Source organism: Povalibacter uvarum (genome assembly GCF_014202975.1).
GTDB lineage: Bacteria > Pseudomonadota > Gammaproteobacteria > Steroidobacterales > Steroidobacteraceae > Steroidobacter > Steroidobacter uvarum.
This window is the reverse complement of record NZ_JACHHZ010000004.1, coordinates 64,447-83,076: the sequence shown is the minus strand read 5'-3', so window position 1 is coordinate 83,076 and position 18,630 is coordinate 64,447. Positions and strand designations below refer to the sequence as shown.

Sequence of the window (18,630 nt, the reverse complement as noted above, 5' to 3'; positions counted from 1 at the left end):
GCATGCCCGATGCCTTACGCTCGGCCCCGAACGCCCCAAACAACGATTCCAGCGAAACGAGGGCGCAGACAAGGACGACCTGGGAGGTCCCGCAATGGTTCGGTTTCTCGGTGCGGTCGCGCTGGCCGCAGGCGTTCTGATAGCCATCGATTCCGCACATGCGGCTCCGCAACCGCTCGAAGCCTTCGCGCGACTCCCGGCGGTGCGCAACGTGACGATTTCGCCCGATGGGCGCCAGATCGCCTTCGTCAGTTCGATCGACGACGTATCGGTCGCAATGACGTTCGACCGCATGACGCCGGGTGCCAAGTATCGGCCGATCGTGCGCTCGGAACCGGGCAAGTACGAAATCGCATGGTGCAACTGGGCGAATGACACGCGACTGCTATGCGGCCTGCGGGCGATGGTGACCGAAGCCGGCCGCGTCTATCCGATCACGCGCCTGGTCGCGGTCAACGCAGACGGCACCAAGCAGAAGATGCTCATTCAGAACTCGGACGCCGGCATCGCGCAGTTCCATGACCAGATTCTCGACTGGACGCCGGACGAGCCCGACACCGTGCTGATCGAACTGGACCACGACCGCAACGGCTATCCGACCGTGTTCGAGATGAACGTCAATTCCGGAAACACGATCAGCCGCACTCGCGAGCATATGCCGATCCGCTCGTTCACTACCGATGCCGCGGGCAACGTCCGGCTCGGCTACGGCTACTCGAACTCGACGGAAGTCAGCTACTTCGCGCGGCTCGAGAACGAGCGCGAATGGCGACGGCTGGTGAAGATCAAGGCGTTCAGCGAAAGCGACGCTCTCACGCCGATCGCCGTCGCGCCGGGAAAGAACATCGCGTACGCGACAGGGAGTTTCGAAGGTCGCTCAGCGCTGTGGGAAATGGATCTGACGGACCAGCGCGAGCCCCAGCTCGTGTTCTCCCATCCACTCGTCGATGCGGACGATCCGGTGATGACGCCCGATGGCCGGCTCCTCGGCATCTGGTACGAGCTCGATCGCCCCTTCATCTACTACACGGACGAAACCATTCGCGGGCTCATCAAGTCCGTCGAGAAATTCGAGCCGGGCAAGTTCACGTTCATCAGCGACTACAGCCGCGACGAGCAGACATTCGTAGTTCGTTCCTACAGCGACACCGACTACGGTACTTATTCGATCCTCGACAAGAAGCAGGGCAAGCTGATGCGTCTCGGCACTGCGTATCCGGAGCTGAAGCAGGAGCAGCTCGGCCGCATGCGCTCCATCACGTACAAGGCCGCGGACGGCACGGAAATCCCGGGCTATCTGACGGTGCCTGTCGGATTGCGCCCGGAGAAGCTGCCGCTGATCGTGATGCCGCACGGCGGCCCGATCGCGCGGGATACGTGGGATTTCGACTTCCTGCGTGCGTTCCTCGTCGATCGCGGCTACGCGGTGCTCCAGATGAACTTCCGCGGTTCGTCCGGTTATGGCGGCGACTGGTTCTACGACGCCCACCAGGACTGGGGCGGCCTCACGTACTCGGACATCACCGATGCCGCGCGCTGGGCGGTTGCCCAGGGCATCGCCGATCCGGCCCGCATGTGCACAGTCGGCTGGAGCTTCGGCGGCTACGCCGCATTGCTCGGTGCCGTACGCAACAGCGATCTCTATCGCTGCTCCGTCAGCATCGCAGGCGTGAGCGATCTGCATCAGCTCATACAGGAATCGCGCTTCTTCTCGAACTACCGCTTCGCCCGCGAGCAGATCGGCCTCAACAAGGAAAAGCTGCTCGCGGATTCACCCCGACGCCACGTCGACCAGATCAAGATCCCGGTGCTCCTGATCCATGGCGACCGCGACTACCAGGTTGAAGTCGATCACTCGGAAAAGATGGAGAGCGCACTCAAGAAAGCGGGCAAACCGTATCGCGCCGTCTATCTCGACAAAGCCACTCACCAGCTTGATCGCAAGTCGGATCGCATCACGCTGCTGACGGAGATCGAGAAATTCCTGCTCGAGAATCTCGGTCCGGGTGCGTCGGCGGGCTCCTGAAGTAAGGATTTCACACGGAGTTCACGGAGAACACGGAGGTTAAGAAGCTTTCCGGCTCATGCCCTCCGTGCACTCCGTGAACTCCGTGTGAAACATCCGACTCTTTAAAACGCCGCGATGAAGCCCAGCGAGCCGTGATACTGCACGAAGGTGTCGGACGACGCTGTGATCGCGCAGCCGGCGCCCGCTGGCGTCGAAGCACAGAGGAATCCGCCATCCGTGTCGAGCATCGACACGAAGGCGCGCAGGTCGAGGCGCAGGCCGAAGTGATCCGTGAACTTGTACTTCAGGCCTCCGCCGACGCTGACGGAGAACTTCGTCTCATCGTCGAGGCCGGTCGCATCGGGTGAGAACTTCGTTGCGCCGATGGTGATGCCGAAGAACGGCACGACCGGCTGCACGTCGGTGAAATTCACGATGCCGCCGACGTGCAGGTACTGGATGTCGATGTCGATCGGGACCGCGCCCTCGACGCTCGTTCCCTGCTGCGCATAGAACATTTCGTACTGACGGTCCGGGCTGCCTGCGTTGACGTTGAAGAACAGGCCGTAGTCGAGGTCGTTCTCGACATCGCGATCGCCGCCCGTGGTCGTATCTTCGAACTCACCGCCGGCCATCTGACCCACGAAGGGTGTGATCTCGAACTTCGTGCCGTCCGCCCGGGCGATGCTCGTGCCGGCGATCGCCATGACGAGAGCAGACGTGACCGCGTGAATGACCCCTCGGCGCATTGTAAGTTCTCCGTGAAAACAACGAGTTGACCGACCGAACCCGACCCGCGTTCCGCGCGTTCCGGCTGCTGCGTTGGACAGTAAGTTACCATGCGGCGCAGTGGCCGGCCTTCGTAGATCTGCGCGGCGCGATCGTTCCATCCCATGAAGTTTTCGAGCTACCTCGTCGCGATCGTCTTTGCCGCGATCACTTTCGGCCTCTGGGCATGGCTCAACCGGCCGGTCGATGAGCCGCACTGGCCGCAGCGCGTGCAGGGCATGGCCTTCTCGCCGTTCCAGGCGAACCAGAACCCGGTGGATCGTGTGCTGCCCTCGACGGAGCAGATCGATGCCGATCTCGCATTGCTGGCGCGTGCGTCGGTCAACGCGGTGCGCACTTACTCGTCCCTCGACACGCTGGCCGAAGTCCCCGAGCTCGCTGAGCGACATCAGATCAAGGTCGCTGTCGGCGCGTGGCTCGACCGCAATCGCGCCACCAATGAGAAGGAGATTGCGGCGGCGATCGAACTGGCCCGTGATCACGCCAATGTCATCCGGCTCGTCATCGGGAACGAATCGGTCCTGCGCGGCGACCTGAGCGTCAACGAGCTCACCGCGGCGCTCGACAGGGTTCGCGACGCAGTCGAGCAGCCGGTCAGCACGGCGGAACCCTGGCATGTATGGATCACGCATCCGAAGCTCGCCGAGCACGTCGACTTCATCGGCGTCCACCTGCTGCCTTACTGGGAAGGCATCCCCGTCGAAGAAGCAGTCGACTACATGGCGTCGCGCATCGAGTTGCTCGAGAAAACATTCCCCGGCAAGCGCGTCGTGATCTGCGAAGTCGGCTGGCCTTCAGAAGGACGCACACGGGAAGGCGCCGTCGCGTCGCTCAGCAACGAGGCCCTCTTTCTGCGCCGCTTTCTGGCGCGGGCGCGGGACGAAGGCTACGTGTACTACATCATGGAAGCGTTCGATCAGCCCTGGAAGGCGCGCTACGAAGGCGCGGTCGGCGCGTACTGGGGCGTGTACAACGTCGAACGGCAACCCAAATTCGAGTTCATCAAGCCGATCGTGCGAATCCCGCAGTGGCAGATGCTCGCGGGCATCTCGGTCGTCGTCGCTGCAATCCTGCTTGCGCTCGTCTACACCAACAGCAGTGGCCTCGGCACACGCGGCAGCAGCTTCCTCGCCATCGTGATCTACGCTGCCGCAACGATCGCGGTGCTCGTCATTTATCAGTATTCGCAGCAGTACCTGACGCTCGTCAGTGTGATCGTCGGAGCGTTCCTGATCCTGGGCATGCTCGGCGTGATCGCAATCGTCGTGGCGGAAGCGGTCGAGTGGGCCGAAGCTCGCTGGGCAAGACGCCGCCGTTCCTTGAACGCGCCGCTCCCCGCCCTCTCGCAGTGGCCGAAGGTTTCCATTCACGTTCCCGCCTACAACGAACCCGCGGCGATGCTGACCGCAACGCTGGACGCGCTGGCCCGGCTCGACTATCCGGACTACGAAGTCCTCGTCATCGACAACAACACCGCGGATGAATCCGTTTGGCGCCCGGTGGAAGCTCACTGCCGCAGGCTCGGCGAGCGATTCCGGTTCTTTCACGTCAAGCCGCTCGCGGGCTTCAAGGCCGGCGCCCTGAACTTTGCGCTCGAACGAACAGATCCGGCTGCGACGATCGTCGCGGTGATCGACAGCGACTACCAGGTCGCACCCCGGTGGTTGCGTGACCTCGTCCCGGCCTTCTCGAACGACAAAGTCGCGATCGTTCAGGCGCCGCAGGACTACCGCGATCACGAGGTAAGTTTCTTCAAGGCAATGTGCTACGCGGAGTACCGAGGCTTCTTTCATATCGGCATGATCACGCGCAACGAGCGCAACGCGATCATCCAGCACGGGACGATGATGCTCGTGCAGCGCGACGCTCTCGTGCGGACCGGCGGATGGGCACAATGGAGCATCACCGAAGATGCCGAGCTGGGTCTGCGCCTGTTCGAACACGGTTACGAGGCTTACTACCTGCCCCGCAGCTACGGTCGCGGACTGATGCCCGACACGTTCGGCGACTACAAGAAGCAGCGATTCCGCTGGGCCTATGGGGCGATGCAGATCCTGCGACGTCATTCGGGCGCCTTGTTCGCCCGACGCACGCAACTCACGACCGGCCAGCGCTATCACTTCGTTGCCGGCTGGCTGCCGTGGCTCGCCGATGGCCTGAACCTGATCTTCAACATCGCGGCGATCGGCTGGTCCATCGCGATGGTGTATGCCCCGCACCGCATCGATCCGCCGCTCGTCATGTTCTCGATCCTGCCGCTCGCGCTGTTCACTTTCAAACTGGTCAAGCTCGCGCACCTGTACGTCTCGCGAGTGGGCGCAAACATTCGTCAGACAATCGCGGCTGCGTTGGCCGGCCTCGCCCTGTCGCACACGATCGGCCTCGCGATGCTGAAGGGCATGGTCACGCGCGACGAACCCTTCTTCCGCACTCCGAAGGAGGCACGTCCCCACGTCCTGACGCGTGCATTCGCCGGCGCCGTGCAGGAAGCGCTCTTCCTGATCCTGTTGCTGGCCGCGGTCTATTTCCTGACGCACCAGGTCGTACTGCCCAACGGCACCAGTCTCGGCGTACCGGCGGAACTTCGCGGCCCGGACGTCGCGGTCTGGATTGCCGTGCTCATGATCCAGGCGGTTCCGTACGGAGCAGCGTTGCTGGTTTCGTTGATCAGCGAGACGGCGTTGCCGGCGAAGTGGCTGGGACGGAGCAAGGCGCATCGCGCGCGTGATGAGGTGATGCAGCGATGAAGTGATGTCACGCCCCCGTCATCAATCCGCAATACACGGCTCCTTAACTGCGCGGGTCATCAACCTCGCCTGGAGACTGCCGTGCACGACAAGAATTTCACTCCCGCCGCCGCTGTGGGTGAAGAACCAGAATGCAACCCGACTTCGAATCCGTGGTTCACCGACATCGTGGAGCGCCGCTATGGCCGCCGTGATGTGGTGAAAGGCGGCGTGGCAGTAGCAGTCAGCAGCTTCCTCGCCACGTCGGCACTGGCCCAGGGAAATGGCCATGGCGGGAATGACGACGGCGAAGACTACGGCAACGCTCGTCCCCGTCGCCGGATCGATCCGGGCTACCAGGCAGTGCCGGCTTTCAATCCCGGTTTCGAAGACCAGGTCGTCGTGCCCGAAGGCTACAGTGTGCAGGTGCTCTCACCCGAAGGCGCGCCGCTCGCCGCTCCTTACCCTCCGTATATTCCCGGCGACTTCAATACCGGCGCTGACCGCGAATCGCAGGCCGGCGCTCATCACGACGGCATGCACTTCTTCCCGTTGTATCGCGGAGCTCGCGGCAACCAGTCCGGCGTCCTGTGCCGCAACTACGAGAACATCGACCAGGTGTTCCTGCACCCGAATGGCTTCTCACGCAACGCGGACGGCAGCCGTCCCGTCGAAGATGAAGTCCGCAAGGAAATCGCGTCGCACGGCGTCGGCGTGTTCGAGATCGAAAAGCGCGCCAACGGCGAGTGGAGAACCGTACGCAGCAAGTACAACCGCCGCATCACCGCGCAGACGCCGATGGACATCGCGGGTCCGGCACGCGGCTCCGATCTGCTCAAGACTAAGTACAGCCCGAAGGGCACTCGCACGCGCGGCACGGTCAACAACTGCGCGAACGGCTACACGCCGTGGGACACGTATCTGACCTGCGAAGAGAACTGGGCAGGCTACTTCTACAACACCGTGACGACTGGCCGCCCGCGCGAGCATTCGCGCTACGGCGTGCCGGCTGCAGCCACCGCAACCTACGGCTGGGGCACACGTCCCGAAGACAAGTACGCCCGATTCAACGCGACGCCGAGCACGCCGGATTTCTACGATGTCCAGGGCGCGCTGCAGGACTATCGCAACGAAGCGAACAACTTCGGCTGGGTGGTCGAGATCGATCCGTTCGACCCGAAGTCGACGCCGAAGAAGCGCACTGCGCTCGGCCGCTTCGGGCACGAAGGCGCCTGGGTTGCACCGACGACCATCGGCAAGCCCGTGGTGGTGTACATGGGCGACGACTCGCGCGGCGAATACATGTACAAGTTCGTGAGCAAGAAGCCCTTCGCTCCCTGGGAAGCCTGCGGCGACGAATATCTCGATGAAGGCACGCTCTACGTCGCCCGCTTCAACGAAGACGGCACGGGCCAGTGGATCGCGCTGACGTTCGGCAAGAATGGCCTGACGCCGGCGAACGGCTTCAACAGCCAGGCCGACGTTCTCATCAACACGCGCTCCGCTGCTGACTACGTCATCGCCACGCGACTCGATCGTCCTGAATGGGCCGTCGTCGATGAGCGTTCGGGTCATGTCTATCTCACGCTCACGAACAATTCCGCACGCGGCACGGGCAATCAGCCCGTCGATCCGGCTAATCCGCGCGCGGGCAACCCCGACGGACACATCGTCCGCTGGCGCGAAGACCGCGGCCGCTTCTGGGAGACGGAGTTCACGTGGGACATCTTCGTGTTCGGCGGCCCGTCGCTGCAGACGGTTCAGTCGCTCGGCGCGGTCGCTCCGTACAATGCCAATCCGGCGTACGCGGCGCAGGTTTTCCCGGGGACGGACAAGCAGGCCTACCTGGGCGATGACGCGACGTTCAACAGCCCGGACGGATTGTGGGTCGACTCGCACACCGGCCTCGTCTGGATCCAGACCGATGGTTACTCCAACACGGCGCGTGGCTTCGGCAACCAGCAGATGCTCGCCGCGAACCCGGAAACCGGCATCGTGAAGCGCTTCCTCGTCGGCCCGAAGGGTTGCGAACTGACCGGCATCACGGCCACTCCGGACCGTCGCACGCTGTTCGTTAACATCCAGCACCCGGATGGCACGTGGCCAAACATCAATGGAGAAACGCGCCCGCGCTCGGCGACGCTGGTGATCACGAAGGATGACGGTGGAGTGATCGGGACTTGATCGCGTGACGGGTGACGGGCAAGAGTCGAATCCAGATTGCTCTGCTCGTCACCCCGTCACGGCGGGCGCCGCCCGCCTCTCCGCACTTCCCGCAATTGATCGCACCGCAGCAAATCACGACAATCCGCCCCGCTCAACCAGCGGGGCGCGATGTCGCATAACACCTCAGGTGCTGCTCCCACGCGGCGTGCGTCGCTGCGGCGGGAAATCATTGCGATTCTCGCCTTCAAGCTGCTCGCGCTGATTGCGCTGCGGTTTCTGTTCTTCGATGACCGGCCGCGCATCACGCCGGTGACGATCGAAGAACATCTGTTCGCGCCTGCCGACGGCGGAGACGGATCATGATCGACGTCGAGGTCGTCAATCTCTCGCGCCTGCAATTCGCGCTCACGGCGCTCTATCACTTCCTGTTCGTGCCGCTGACGCTCGGGCTGTCGATCCTGATGGCGATCATGGAAAGCGTCTACGTGATGACGGGACGCGAGATCTGGCGCCGGATGACGAAATTCTGGGGCGTGCTCTTCGGCATCAACTTCGCGATGGGCGTCGCGACCGGCATCACGATGGAATTCCAGTTCGGCACGAACTGGGCGTACTACTCGCACTACGTCGGCGACATCTTCGGCGCGCCGCTGGCCATCGAAGGCCTGATGGCGTTCTTCCTCGAGTCGACGTTCGTCGGCCTGTTCTTCTTCGGCTGGGAGCGGCTGTCGAAACTGCAGCACATGGTCGTGACCTGGCTGGTCGCGATCGGCTCCAACTTCTCAGCGCTCTGGATCCTCATCGCGAACGGCTGGATGCAGAACCCCGTCGGCTCGCGCTTCAATTTCGAAACGATGCGCATGGAGGTCACGTCGTTCTCCGAAGTGATCTTCAATCCCGTCGCACAGGCGAAGTTCGTTCATACAGTGAGCGCCGGCTATGTCACCGGAGCAATGTTCGTGCTCGCGATCAGCGCCTACTATCTGCTGCGCGGCCGCAATCGCGCACTGGCCCGACGGTCGTTCGCAGTCGCCGCGAGCTTCGGACTGGCCGCCTCGTTGTCTGTCGTCGTCCTCGGCGACGAGAGCGGATACACCGCGAGCGAACATCAGAAGATGAAGATCGCAGCGATCGAAGCCATGTGGCACACGGAAGAAGCGCCCGCGGGCTTCACTGTCTTCGGCATTCCCGATGTCGAAGAACGCAAGACGCACGCCGAGATCAAGATTCCGTGGGCGCTCGGACTGATCGCAACGCGTTCGATCGACAAGGAAGTACCCGGCATCTTCAACCTCGTCGCGGATGCGGAGCACCGGATCCGTCGCGGCCAGATCGCGTATGCCGCGCTGGAAAAATTGCGCGTCGACGGTCGCGACACTGATGCGTTGCGCAACTTCGGTCGCTACCAGCACGACCTGGGATATGCGCTGCTGCTCAAACACTATGTCGCCGATCCGAACGATGCGACGGAAGAACAGATCAAGCTCGCTGCGTGGTCGACGGTCCCGAACGTACCGGTGCTCTTCTGGTCCTTCCGGATCATGGTCGGCCTGGGACTCTTCTTCATCGTGCTGTTCGCAACCGCATTCGTCCTCACCGCGCGACGACGCATCGAACAGCATCGAGGTCTGCTGCGCGTCGCGCTGTACAGCCTGCCATTGCCGTGGGTCGCCGCCGAGCTCGGCTGGATCGTCGCCGAGTATGGACGCCAGCCGTGGGTCATCGAAGGCATGCTGCCGACCTCCCTCGGCGTATCCTCCGTCAGCGCGGGCCATGTCTGGTTCAGCCTCATCGGCTTCGTGGTCTTCTACACGACGCTCGCGGTCGTCGACGTCTTCCTGATGCTGCGAGTCATCCGCCAGGGCCCCGAACGCTGGTCCGGCGAGGAAGGAGCTCATTGAAGAGGAAGTAGATAGCGGATAGCGGATGGCGGATAGGAGCGGATGGTTCTGAGGTCAGCTCCGACCGCTTCCTCACCATCGCCCCCTATCCGCCATCCGCTATCCGCTATCTACTTCGAGAAAAGTCATGCTCGACTACGAACTACTGCGATTGATCTGGTGGGCCCTCCTCGGCGTGTTGCTGGTGGGCTTCGCTGTGACCGACGGCTTCGATCTCGGCGTCGGCATGCTGTTTCGCTTCCTCGGCAAGACGGACGAGGAGCGGCGCGCATTCCTCGAAACGATCGAACCAGTGTGGGAAGGCAACCAGGTCTGGTTCATTCTCGGCGGCGGCGCGATCTTCGCCGCATGGCCGCCGCTCTACGCGACTTCTTTCTCGGGCTTCTATATCGCGATGTTCCTGGTGCTCGCGGCGCTGATCCTGCGACCCGTGGGATTCGTCTTCCGCAACAAACTTGCCGATCCTCGCTGGCGCAACATCTGGGACGTCTGCCTGTTCATCGCGGGCTTCGTGCCCTCCCTCGTCTTCGGCGTAGCGTTCGGCAACTTCCTGCTCGGCGTGCCGTTCCGGTTCGACGATACGCTGCGGGTTTTCTATGAAGGCTCCTTCTTCGCGCTGCTCAATCCGTTCGCGCTGCTCTGCGGCCTCGTCAGTGTCGCAATGCTCGCGATGCACGGTGGAACGTATGCCGCGTTCAAGACGCACTCACCGATGTCGGACCGCGCGGCCACTGCCGCACGCATCAGCGCGGTGGCCTACATCATTCTCTTCACGATCTGCGGCGTGCTCATCTCGATGTCGGTCGACGGGTACCGGATCGCATCGGAGATCAACACGGCCGGCCCGTCGAATCCTCTGGGCAAAGCCGTGCTGAGCGGCACAGGCGCGTGGCTCGACAACTACGGCCGCTATCCGTGGATGCTGGCGGCGCCGGTCATCGGCTACCTGGGGGCGATCGGCGCGTTCGTTTTCGCCCGTGACCGCGCGGGCATCGCGCTCATCTCGAGTGGACTGGCCGTGGCGGGAACGATCTGCACGGCTGGATTCAGCGCATTCCCGTTCATGCTCCCGTCGTCGCTCGATCCCGGCAGCAGCCTTACGGTGTGGGATGCGAGCAGCAGTCAGCTCACGCTGTTCATCATGCTCGTGGCGACGCTCATCTTCATGCCGCTGATTCTCGCCTACACTGCCTGGGTGTTCAGAGTGCTGCGCGGCAAGGTTTCGCTGGAACACATTCACAAGGGCGCGTACTGACGCGCTTCATTGCTCGATCACGGCACAACATTCATGTGGTACTTCTCCTGGATTCTCGGCCTCGGACTCGCCTGCACCTTCGCCATCCTGAATGCGATGTGGCTCGAGTTGTACGAGGACGACAAACGCGACTCAACCGGTTCGACCGGTTGAGCTGCATCGCATCGCAGGAATTGCGCGCGGTAGACGCTGTTCAGATCATCGTGCCGACGACGGCACCGACGAGCCCGCCGATCAGTCCGCCCACCATGGCAGCCAGGACCACGGGTCCCGCAGGAGGTCCGGCGTTCGTTGAGCCGCCACCGCCATTGTTATTGTTGTTCCCGCCATTGTTCGGAGGATTGCTGCTCACGTTCCATCTCCTTCTGAGTTCGAGTCAGTTGGCCCACCGACTGTAGCATTCCGAACCGCGGCCATCGCAATGGGCCCTTAGTTCATCCGTCGCGCCGGCGACGAAAACGCGGCGCATAATGGGCGGGCCGTGCGTCATTCGACTTACACATCCATGACATCGGGAGAGATCGTGCGCATCGCACGACAGCTCCCCGACGATCAGCGCCTGTCGTTTCTGCAGGACGCCTGCACCGGCAACGAGGAGCGCTATCAGGAAGTGCTCGCCGAACTGAGCGTGGAGAACGGCAGCGGCCTCGATTGGTGGGAGCAAAGCCTCGATGCGCCGGATGACGCACCCGATCCGGGAGCAACTTCACTGGTCGGCACGCTCATCGGCCGTTATCGCGTCACCGACGTGCTCGGCTCCGGTGGAATGGGCATCGTGGTTCTGGCCGAACGCGCGGACGAATCCTTCAGCCAGCGCGTTGCGATCAAGCTGCTGAAGACGGGACTGGTTTCGGCCCGACTGCAGAGCCGGTTGAAGATGGAGCGGCAGATCCTTGCCAGTCTCAATCATCCCAACATCGCCAAGCTCCTCGATGGCGGCGCGACCTCGAACGGGACGCCGTACATCGTGATGGAGTACATCAGCGGCAAGCCCATCGACGACTACTGTGACGAGCATCGGCTGACGATCCGGCAGCGGCTCGATCTCTTCGTCACCGTCTGCTCCGCCGTCCAGTACGCACATCAGAACCTGATCGTGCATCGGGATCTGAAGCCTTCGAACATCCTCGTGACCGCGGACGGCACGCCGAAGCTGCTGGACTTCGGCATTGCGAAACTCCTCGATGCGCGCCAGCTCCAGCACACGATGGCCGTCACCCAGGCGGATGTGCGTCTCATGACGCCCGATCACGCCAGCCCCGAACAGCTGCGTGGAGATCTCATCTCGACGGCCAGCGACATCTACGTCATGGGCGTGCTGCTGTATGAACTGCTGACGGGCCGCAAACCACTGACTGCGCGCAGTAACCGCCTGGCCGATCTCGAGCAGGCGATCTGCGAGGAAACGCCACCTCCGCTGGCGCGCGATCTTGTTGGAGACGGGGTACGACTGGAACCGGCGCTGCTTGCGCGCCTCTGCACGGAGCGCTCGACGACACCAGCGAAACTTCGCAGGGAACTCACCGGCGATCTGGACAACATCGTCCTCACGGCCCTGCGCAAGGAACCAGACCGACGTTATTCCTCCGCCGCACAGCTCGCGGCGGACATCAACAACTACCTCGCTGGCCGGCCCATCCTCGCGCGACGCGATACATGGGCATACCGCGCACGGAAGTTCGTGGACCGATACAAGTACGGTGTCGCCGCGGCCGCGCTCGCGCTGGTTGCATTGATCACTTTCACTGCTTCGACGATCGAACAGAACCGGCGCATCACCCGTGAACGCGCGAGAGCCGAACAGATCTCTTCGTTCCTGATCGAGCTCTTTCAGCAAGCTGACCCGAGCCACAGCCGAGGCAACGAAATCACGGTCCGTGAGGTGCTCGACATCGGTTCGAGACGCATGCAGGGCGGGCTGGACACCCAGCCCGAGATTCGCGCGAGCCTGATGGCAACCATGGGATCCGTGTACGGATCGCTCGGGTTGTATCCGGACGCCAGCCGCCTGCTCGAAGACTCCCTGCGACAGCGCGTGCAGCTCTTCGGGCCTGACAGCATCGAGAGCGCTGAGTCGATGCAGCAACTGGGTCGCACGCTGCTCAACAGCGGTGAGCGGGATCGCGCTGCCAGCCTGCTCGAGGAAGCGCTCGCGATACAGCGCAAGCATGCCGGCGCCGACAAACTCCCTCTCGCTTCGGCCATGCATGACCTGGGCAATCTCATGCAGGTGCAGGAGCGTTTCGAGGAAGCGGACCGGCAATACGGCGAAATCCTCGGCATGCTCGATGAGACCAGCGGCGCGGAGGGCGCGTTGCTCGTCGAGACGCTGACGAGTCGCGGTCAACTCCTTGCCTATCTCGGCCGTCACGACGAAGCGATCGCGAGCTTCCGTCGGGCGAGCGACCTGAGCTTGCGTGTGCTGGGAACGAATCATCCCGACACCGCGCACGTGATCCAGAACCTCGCGGACTCGCTGAGCCGGCAGGGCCGCCTCGCCGAAGCGACGCCGCTCTTCAAGCAATCGATCTCCCTGTACCGCGATCTCTTCGGCAACGAGCACCCGTTCACGATGATGGCGCTCGCCAACTACGGGCGGTTCCTGCAGCAGAGCGGCGAGCTCGGCGAATCGGAAGCGATCCTGCGCGAGACAGTACAGCTCAACATCAAGGTGCGCGGACAGGACAATGTCTTCGTCGGCTACGCCCGCATGCTGCTTGGCCTGACGCTCCTCGAGCAACGCAAGTGCGATGAGTCCCTGGGGGAGCAGCACTCGGCGCTCAGGATCTTTGCCCTCACGCTGCCGCCAGAGCATCTCTACGTCGGCTCCTCCAGGCTCGGACTCGGGCGTGCTCTCGCGGAGTGCGGACGCCCCGTCGAGGGCGAGAAGGAAATCCGGGTTGCGCTCGCCACCTTCACTTCGGCCAGCGGCGTCGAGTCCTCGATGGTGTCCATCATCGAGGGCGCGCTCGGCCGGTCGCTGTCCCAGCAGGGCAGGTACGCCGAAGCGGAGCCGCTCCTGCGCAAGGGCTATCTCACGGCACTGAAATCCAGGGGCAGCGAAGACTCGACGACGAAGCGAATGCGCGGCTGGGTCGAGGATCTGTACGGCAAGTGGGGAAAGCCCAGAGTGGCGCTGGAGTTCCTGGGCAACGAACCCGAGCTGCGCTGACCGGCGCGGGCAAAAAAACGCCGGCGCCTTCTGGGTGGCCGGCGTAACTCTCACGGGGGATCGATCTACGGTGTCATCTTCCCGATCGATTCCCTCACGAACAATTGGCACTATGGGCAGCAATTTCCGTACAAACCGCGAACGATTCCGCGCTGCACAAAAGGGCAATTGCCCTGCGGGCTAGCCCGGACGTACGATGGACCGCAAGAACACGCTTAGGCTAGAACCGGCCATGCAGACGACGGACGCGTCTGCTCAATGTATCTGGCAGGACGACGAGGCAACCGAGCCGTGGGGCAGCCATCATGAAAATCCTGATCGTCGATGACCATCCGCTCTTTCGCGCCGGCTTCCACAGCGTGCTGGAACAGAGCGCACTCGATGCGGGGGTCTTGAGTGTTTCGTCGGTCCAGGAAGCAATGCAGATCCTGCAGCGGGATGGCGACGTCGGACTCGTGCTCCTCGACGTTCACCTGCGCGGCGATGACGGCTTCAACGCGCTCAAGGTCATCGGCGAGAAATTCCCGACGACTGCCTGCATCCTGATCTCCGGCGACGAGCACGACGGCATCGCTTCGCGAGCCGTTGCAGCCGGCGCGTCGGGCTTCATCCCCAAATCCTTCACAGCCGACGAAATGGTTCGCGCGATCGAGCGCGTCCTCGGTGGTGAAGTGTTCGTACCGGAAACGAATCAGGCGCCAGCGGCACCGACGGAAGGTGGTTCGCTCACGCTGCGCCAGCTTGAGGTCATCTCGATGCTCGGTCGCGGTTGCAGCAACAAGGAAATCGCCCGGGCGCTCGACGTCGCCGAGCGCACTGTGAAAGCTCACGTCAGCGCCGTCTTCGAGGCGCTGAACGTGCGCAATCGGACGCAGGCGGTACTCGCGGCCCAGCGTCGCGGCTTCCTGCCGGCGAACAGCACGTACGCTGCCATTCGCTGATCCCGCCGCCAACGTCGAACCCAAACGTCGAACATGGACGCGGCACTCCTGCGACGCGTTGAACAGCAACGCGTCGCGATGCTGTATGGCAATGCCTCCGCGGTTTCCACTTCCGCCATCCTCATGGCGGCTCTCATGGTCATCATCGCCTGGCCGCAAGTGCCCGGGCTCAATATCTTCGGGTGGTGTGTCGGTGTCGTGCTCGTGCAGGCAGCGGGTCAGTGGCTCGCATTCGCGTACCGCCGCGCAGCCAACGCGCAGACGGAACCGCGAACCTGGGGCATGCGCCTCGCCAACGTCGCGTTCATCGGCGGATTCGTATGGGGCTCCGCGGCTTTCGTCCTCGTCGGGCATTCACAATCACTGACGCTCGCGCTGATCTCGGCGTGCCTCGCGAGCCGCACGACGATCAGCATCATGACTCACGCGTACTTCCCGCCCGCCCTGCATTCATTCGCAGTGCCGGTATTCGGACTGCTGGCCGTCCGCTACGTCTTCGAAGGCGGCTACGGCAATGCGGCGCTCGGTGTGCTCTGGATCGCTGTTCTGGGATATGTGCTCCTGTTCGTCGAACGACAGGCGCGCGCGGTCGCTGCGCAGATCCGCTTGCGTTGCGAAAACGAAGAGCTCGTCGATGAGCTGAAGCGGCAGAACGCACTGGCGGAGCAAGCCCGTGTGCGCGCCGAAGAGGCGAGTCGTTCCAAATCCCGATTCTTCGCCGCCGCGAATCACGACCTGCGTCAGCCGCTGCACTCGCTCGGCCTCTTCGCGACAGCGCTGCGCAACGGCTCGGAAGGCCGCGCAGGCATCAAGCTCGTCGATCAGATCCTGCTGTGCACGGAATCACTCGAACAGCTCTTCGACAACCTTCTCGATATTTCGCGACTCGATGCCGGCCAGGTCGAAGTGAAGCGACAAGCCGTGCCGGTCAATGCCGTCTTCGATCGCCTGCGCAGCACCTTCCTCGTGCCCGCGCAGGAGAAGGGATTGACCCTGCGCTTGCGTCGATCGGACGCTGTCATGAATACCGATTCGACGCTGCTCTTCCGCATGCTCTCGAACCTCGTATCCAACGCGCTGCGCTACACCACCGAAGGTGGCGTGCTCGTCGGCTGCCGCAAACGCGGCAAGAAGCTCGTGTTCGAGGTATGGGACACCGGCATGGGTATTCCGGCGGAACAACACGAACGCATCTTCGAAGAGTTCTACCAGCTCAACAATCCCGAGCGCGATCGCACCCGCGGCCTGGGATTGGGTCTCGCAACCGTCCGCCGCATCTCGAACCTGCTCGAACATCCGCTCACGCTGCGCTCCATTCCCGGTCGCGGCTCGCGCTTCTCCATCGAAGTGCCGGTGGCCGATCCCGAGCGTCCGCAGTCGGTCTCAGCCACGATCGAGCAGAAAGTGCCCAACCTCCTGCGCGGCAAGCTGATCCTGGTCATCGACGATGAAGCGTCGGTGCGACTCGGCATGCAGAGCCTGCTCGAGAGCTGGGGCTGCGGCTGCGTGACAGCAATGGACGCACCCGAAGCGCTGACCACCCTCGGCGATCGCGTCCCCGATTTCATCCTCGCGGACTTGCGCCTGCGCGGCGAAGACACGGGAATCGAAGCCATCAAGGCGCTGCGCGCGCAACTCGGCGAATCGATTCCAGCCGTGCTGATCTCAGGCGACACGGCACCCGAACAACTGCGCAAAGTCAGCGCCGCTGGGCTCACGATCATGCACAAGCCGCTCAAAGCGGTTCGCCTTCGCGCGCTGCTCAATCACGAATTTGCGCGGGCCGCGGGTGCTGCGCAGAGGGCCGCTGCCGCTCCAGCCAAGGCGAACGCATAGCCCGTGTAGACGGACGGGCGTGTGGTCGTGTAAACGTGCGGCAGTTTCTTTGCCGCTCGCGTGCCGCTATCCCAATGACCCGGACTTCCTCCCCTCAGTCAGGCGTTCGCCTCCAGAAAGCGATGGCCGAAGCCGGCATCGGCGCACGTCGCGATTGCGAAGACATGATCACCGGCGGTCGCGTGCGCGTGAATGGCAAAGTCGTGACGACGCTGCCCTGCTTCGTCGATCCGGCCCACGACGTCGTCGATCTCGATGGCGAAGTGATCGAGCTGCCGCAGAGCGCGACGAGCGGCGCCGCCGACACCGCGAAGACTTCACGCGCTCATACTTATGTACTCGTGAACAAACCCAAGGGCGTGATCACGACGACACGCGATCCCGAAGGCCGCCGCAACGTCCTCGACCTGCTCCCGCCCGCGATGCGCAAGGATGAGCGCCTCTACCCGGTGGGACGTCTCGACGGCGATTCGACCGGACTGCTGCTGCTCACGAACGACGGCGATCTCGCGTTCCAGCTCACGCATCCGAAGTTCGGTGTCGCAAAGGAGTATCGCGTCGTCTGTTCCGGTCTCGCTTCGGACGAGCAACTACAGGCGCTCAAGCGCGGCATGTACCTGGTCACACCGGGCTCGGATGGAACGAAGACTTCGAAGAAGGCATCGATGGAATCGGTGCGCATCCTGAAGCGTTTCGTCGATCGCAGCCGCGGCAATCGCACGCTGCTCAGCGTGACGCTGCGCGAAGGCCAGAACCGCGAAATCCGTCGGATGCTGGCGCGAGTCGGCCTCAAGGTACGCGAACTGGAGCGAGTGGCGATTGGCCCGCTGAAGGCGGGTGAACTGAAACCCGGGCAGTTCAAGCTGCTCGGGAAGAAGGATATCGAGAGATTGAGGTCGGCGGTGCTGGGCGAAGGGTGACGACCGCCAACTCTCAACCGGCCTTCATCGGCCTCACCAAACCCTCTTGCGCGACTGACGCCACCAACCGGCGATTCACGTCATACACATGGCCATTCGCGAAGCCTCGCGCGCCGCCCATGAACGGACTGGTCGAATCGACGAGCAGCCATTCGTCCGCGCGGCACGGACGGTGGAACCACATCGCATGATCGAGGCTCGCCATCATCACGCGCGTGCCCATCGACTCGGGGTGATTGAGCAGCGTCGTGGTCAGCAGAAAGTAGTCGGAGAGATATGCGAGGCCGGCGAGCTGAGTGAGTGGATCGTCCGGGAGCTTCGAGGACGAACGGATCCAGTAGAGACCCCGCGCCACGCGCGCCTTGCGCATGAAGAGATCGTCGGGATTCACCGGCCTGAATTCGATGATCGATGGCCAGCTCTCGAGCGGCGGTGAGTCCTTCGGCAACAGCGCCGAGTACTTGCGAGCGAGTTCCTCGGTGCTCGTGAGCTGCTCCGGGTCCGGCACGTCGATATCGAGCGCACCGTAGTGCTCGAAGCCGGATTCCTCGCGATGGAACGACAACTCCATGTGAAAGATCGTCTTCGCGCGCTGGCGCGCCACGACACGGCGGGTCGAAAAGCTGCCGCCGTCGCGCGTTAGCTCCACGTCGTAGATGACCGGGGTATCGCTGGCGCCAGCCAGCAGGAAGTATCCGTGAAGTGAGTGCGGCTGCCTCGCGCCCTCCACCGTCAGGGCGGCGGCTCTCAGCCCCTGCCCCAGGATCTGGCCGCCGAACAGCGAGCCATTCATGTTTTCCTGGTTGACGCGGCTGCGGAACAGGTTGGTATCGAGCTGCTCGAGATCGAGGACGTCGCGCAGATGCTGGGGGGATGCGGGTCTGGTGCGGGGCATGGGGGCAGTGTACCAGCCGCC

At 63.1% G+C, this 18,630-nt stretch carries 14 protein-coding genes; 11 read left to right on the top strand and 3 right to left on the bottom strand.

Annotated elements, in window-relative coordinates; genetic code table 11:
• The first annotated feature begins 94 nt into the window (after positions 1–94).
• Complete coding sequence (locus HNQ60_RS16850; RefSeq protein WP_184333935.1) at positions 95–2,026, top strand: alpha/beta hydrolase family protein; 1,932 nt, start codon at positions 95–97, stop codon at positions 2,024–2,026.
• A gap of 104 nt (positions 2,027–2,130) precedes the next feature.
• Here HNQ60_RS16850 and HNQ60_RS16845 read toward each other — a convergent pair whose 3' ends face one another.
• Positions 2,131–2,757, bottom strand: a complete 627-nt coding sequence (locus HNQ60_RS16845; RefSeq protein WP_184333934.1) for an outer membrane beta-barrel protein — start codon at positions 2,755–2,757, stop codon at positions 2,131–2,133.
• A 144-nt stretch (positions 2,758–2,901) separates the two neighbouring features.
• Here HNQ60_RS16845 and HNQ60_RS16840 point away from each other — a divergent pair, with 144 nt between their 5' ends.
• The 6 genes from HNQ60_RS16840 to cydX all read left to right on the top strand — a co-directional run bounded on the left by HNQ60_RS16840 (position 2,902) and on the right by cydX (position 10,998).
• Complete coding sequence (locus tag HNQ60_RS16840) at positions 2,902–5,544, top strand: glycosyltransferase (protein ID WP_184333933.1); 2,643 nt, start codon at positions 2,902–2,904, stop codon at positions 5,542–5,544.
• A gap of 81 nt (positions 5,545–5,625) precedes the next feature.
• Complete coding sequence (locus HNQ60_RS16835; protein WP_184333932.1) at positions 5,626–7,707, top strand: PhoX family protein; 2,082 nt, start codon at positions 5,626–5,628, stop codon at positions 7,705–7,707.
• A 150-nt stretch (positions 7,708–7,857) separates the two neighbouring features.
• Positions 7,858–8,052: a cytochrome oxidase putative small subunit CydP gene (gene cydP, locus HNQ60_RS16830; protein ID WP_184333931.1), complete on the top strand. Its 195-nt coding sequence runs from the start codon at positions 7,858–7,860 to the stop codon at positions 8,050–8,052.
• On the top strand, positions 8,049–9,590 hold the full coding sequence (locus HNQ60_RS16825) for a cytochrome ubiquinol oxidase subunit I (protein WP_184333930.1): 1,542 nt from the start codon (positions 8,049–8,051) through the stop codon (positions 9,588–9,590). Before cydP ends, HNQ60_RS16825 begins: the two co-directional genes overlap by 4 nt.
• Before the next feature lie 127 nt (positions 9,591–9,717).
• Positions 9,718–10,845 (top strand): cytochrome d ubiquinol oxidase subunit II, encoded by a 1,128-nt coding sequence (gene cydB / locus HNQ60_RS16820; protein ID WP_184333929.1) that lies wholly within the window; start codon positions 9,718–9,720, stop codon positions 10,843–10,845.
• Between the two features lie 33 nt (positions 10,846–10,878).
• Complete coding sequence (cydX, locus tag HNQ60_RS16815; protein ID WP_184333928.1) at positions 10,879–10,998, top strand: cytochrome bd-I oxidase subunit CydX; 120 nt, start codon at positions 10,879–10,881, stop codon at positions 10,996–10,998.
• A 40-nt stretch (positions 10,999–11,038) separates the two neighbouring features.
• Here the strand turns inward: cydX and HNQ60_RS16810 are convergent, their stop codons facing one another.
• Positions 11,039–11,197 carry a hypothetical protein gene (locus tag HNQ60_RS16810; RefSeq protein ID WP_184333927.1) on the bottom strand — a complete coding sequence of 53 codons (159 nt, stop codon included), beginning with the start codon at positions 11,195–11,197 and terminating at the stop codon, positions 11,039–11,041.
• 171 nt (positions 11,198–11,368) lie between these two features.
• On the opposite strand from HNQ60_RS16810, the gene HNQ60_RS16805 reads away from it, so the two are divergent.
• From HNQ60_RS16805 to HNQ60_RS16790, 4 genes are all read left to right on the top strand, one after another.
• The gene (locus HNQ60_RS16805) at positions 11,369–14,017 is read left to right on the top strand and encodes a tetratricopeptide repeat protein (RefSeq protein WP_184333926.1); all 2,649 of its coding nucleotides are present in this window, start codon (positions 11,369–11,371) and stop codon (positions 14,015–14,017) included.
• Between the two features lie 305 nt (positions 14,018–14,322).
• Positions 14,323–14,958, top strand: coding sequence for a response regulator transcription factor (locus HNQ60_RS16800; RefSeq protein WP_184333925.1), 636 nt, complete (start codon positions 14,323–14,325; stop codon positions 14,956–14,958).
• Between the two features lie 33 nt (positions 14,959–14,991).
• Positions 14,992–16,794 (top strand): ATP-binding response regulator, encoded by a 1,803-nt coding sequence (locus HNQ60_RS16795; protein ID WP_184333924.1) that lies wholly within the window; start codon positions 14,992–14,994, stop codon positions 16,792–16,794.
• Positions 16,795–16,868: 74 nt separating this feature from the next.
• Positions 16,869–17,714 carry a pseudouridine synthase gene (locus HNQ60_RS16790; protein WP_221304250.1) on the top strand — a complete coding sequence of 282 codons (846 nt, stop codon included), beginning with the start codon at positions 16,869–16,871 and terminating at the stop codon, positions 17,712–17,714.
• A gap of 13 nt (positions 17,715–17,727) precedes the next feature.
• Here HNQ60_RS16790 and HNQ60_RS16785 read toward each other — a convergent pair whose 3' ends face one another.
• Entirely contained in the window at positions 17,728–18,609 is an 882-nt protein-coding gene (locus HNQ60_RS16785; protein ID WP_184333923.1) for an acyl-CoA thioesterase, read from the bottom strand.
• Positions 18,610–18,630: the final 21 nt, after the last annotated feature.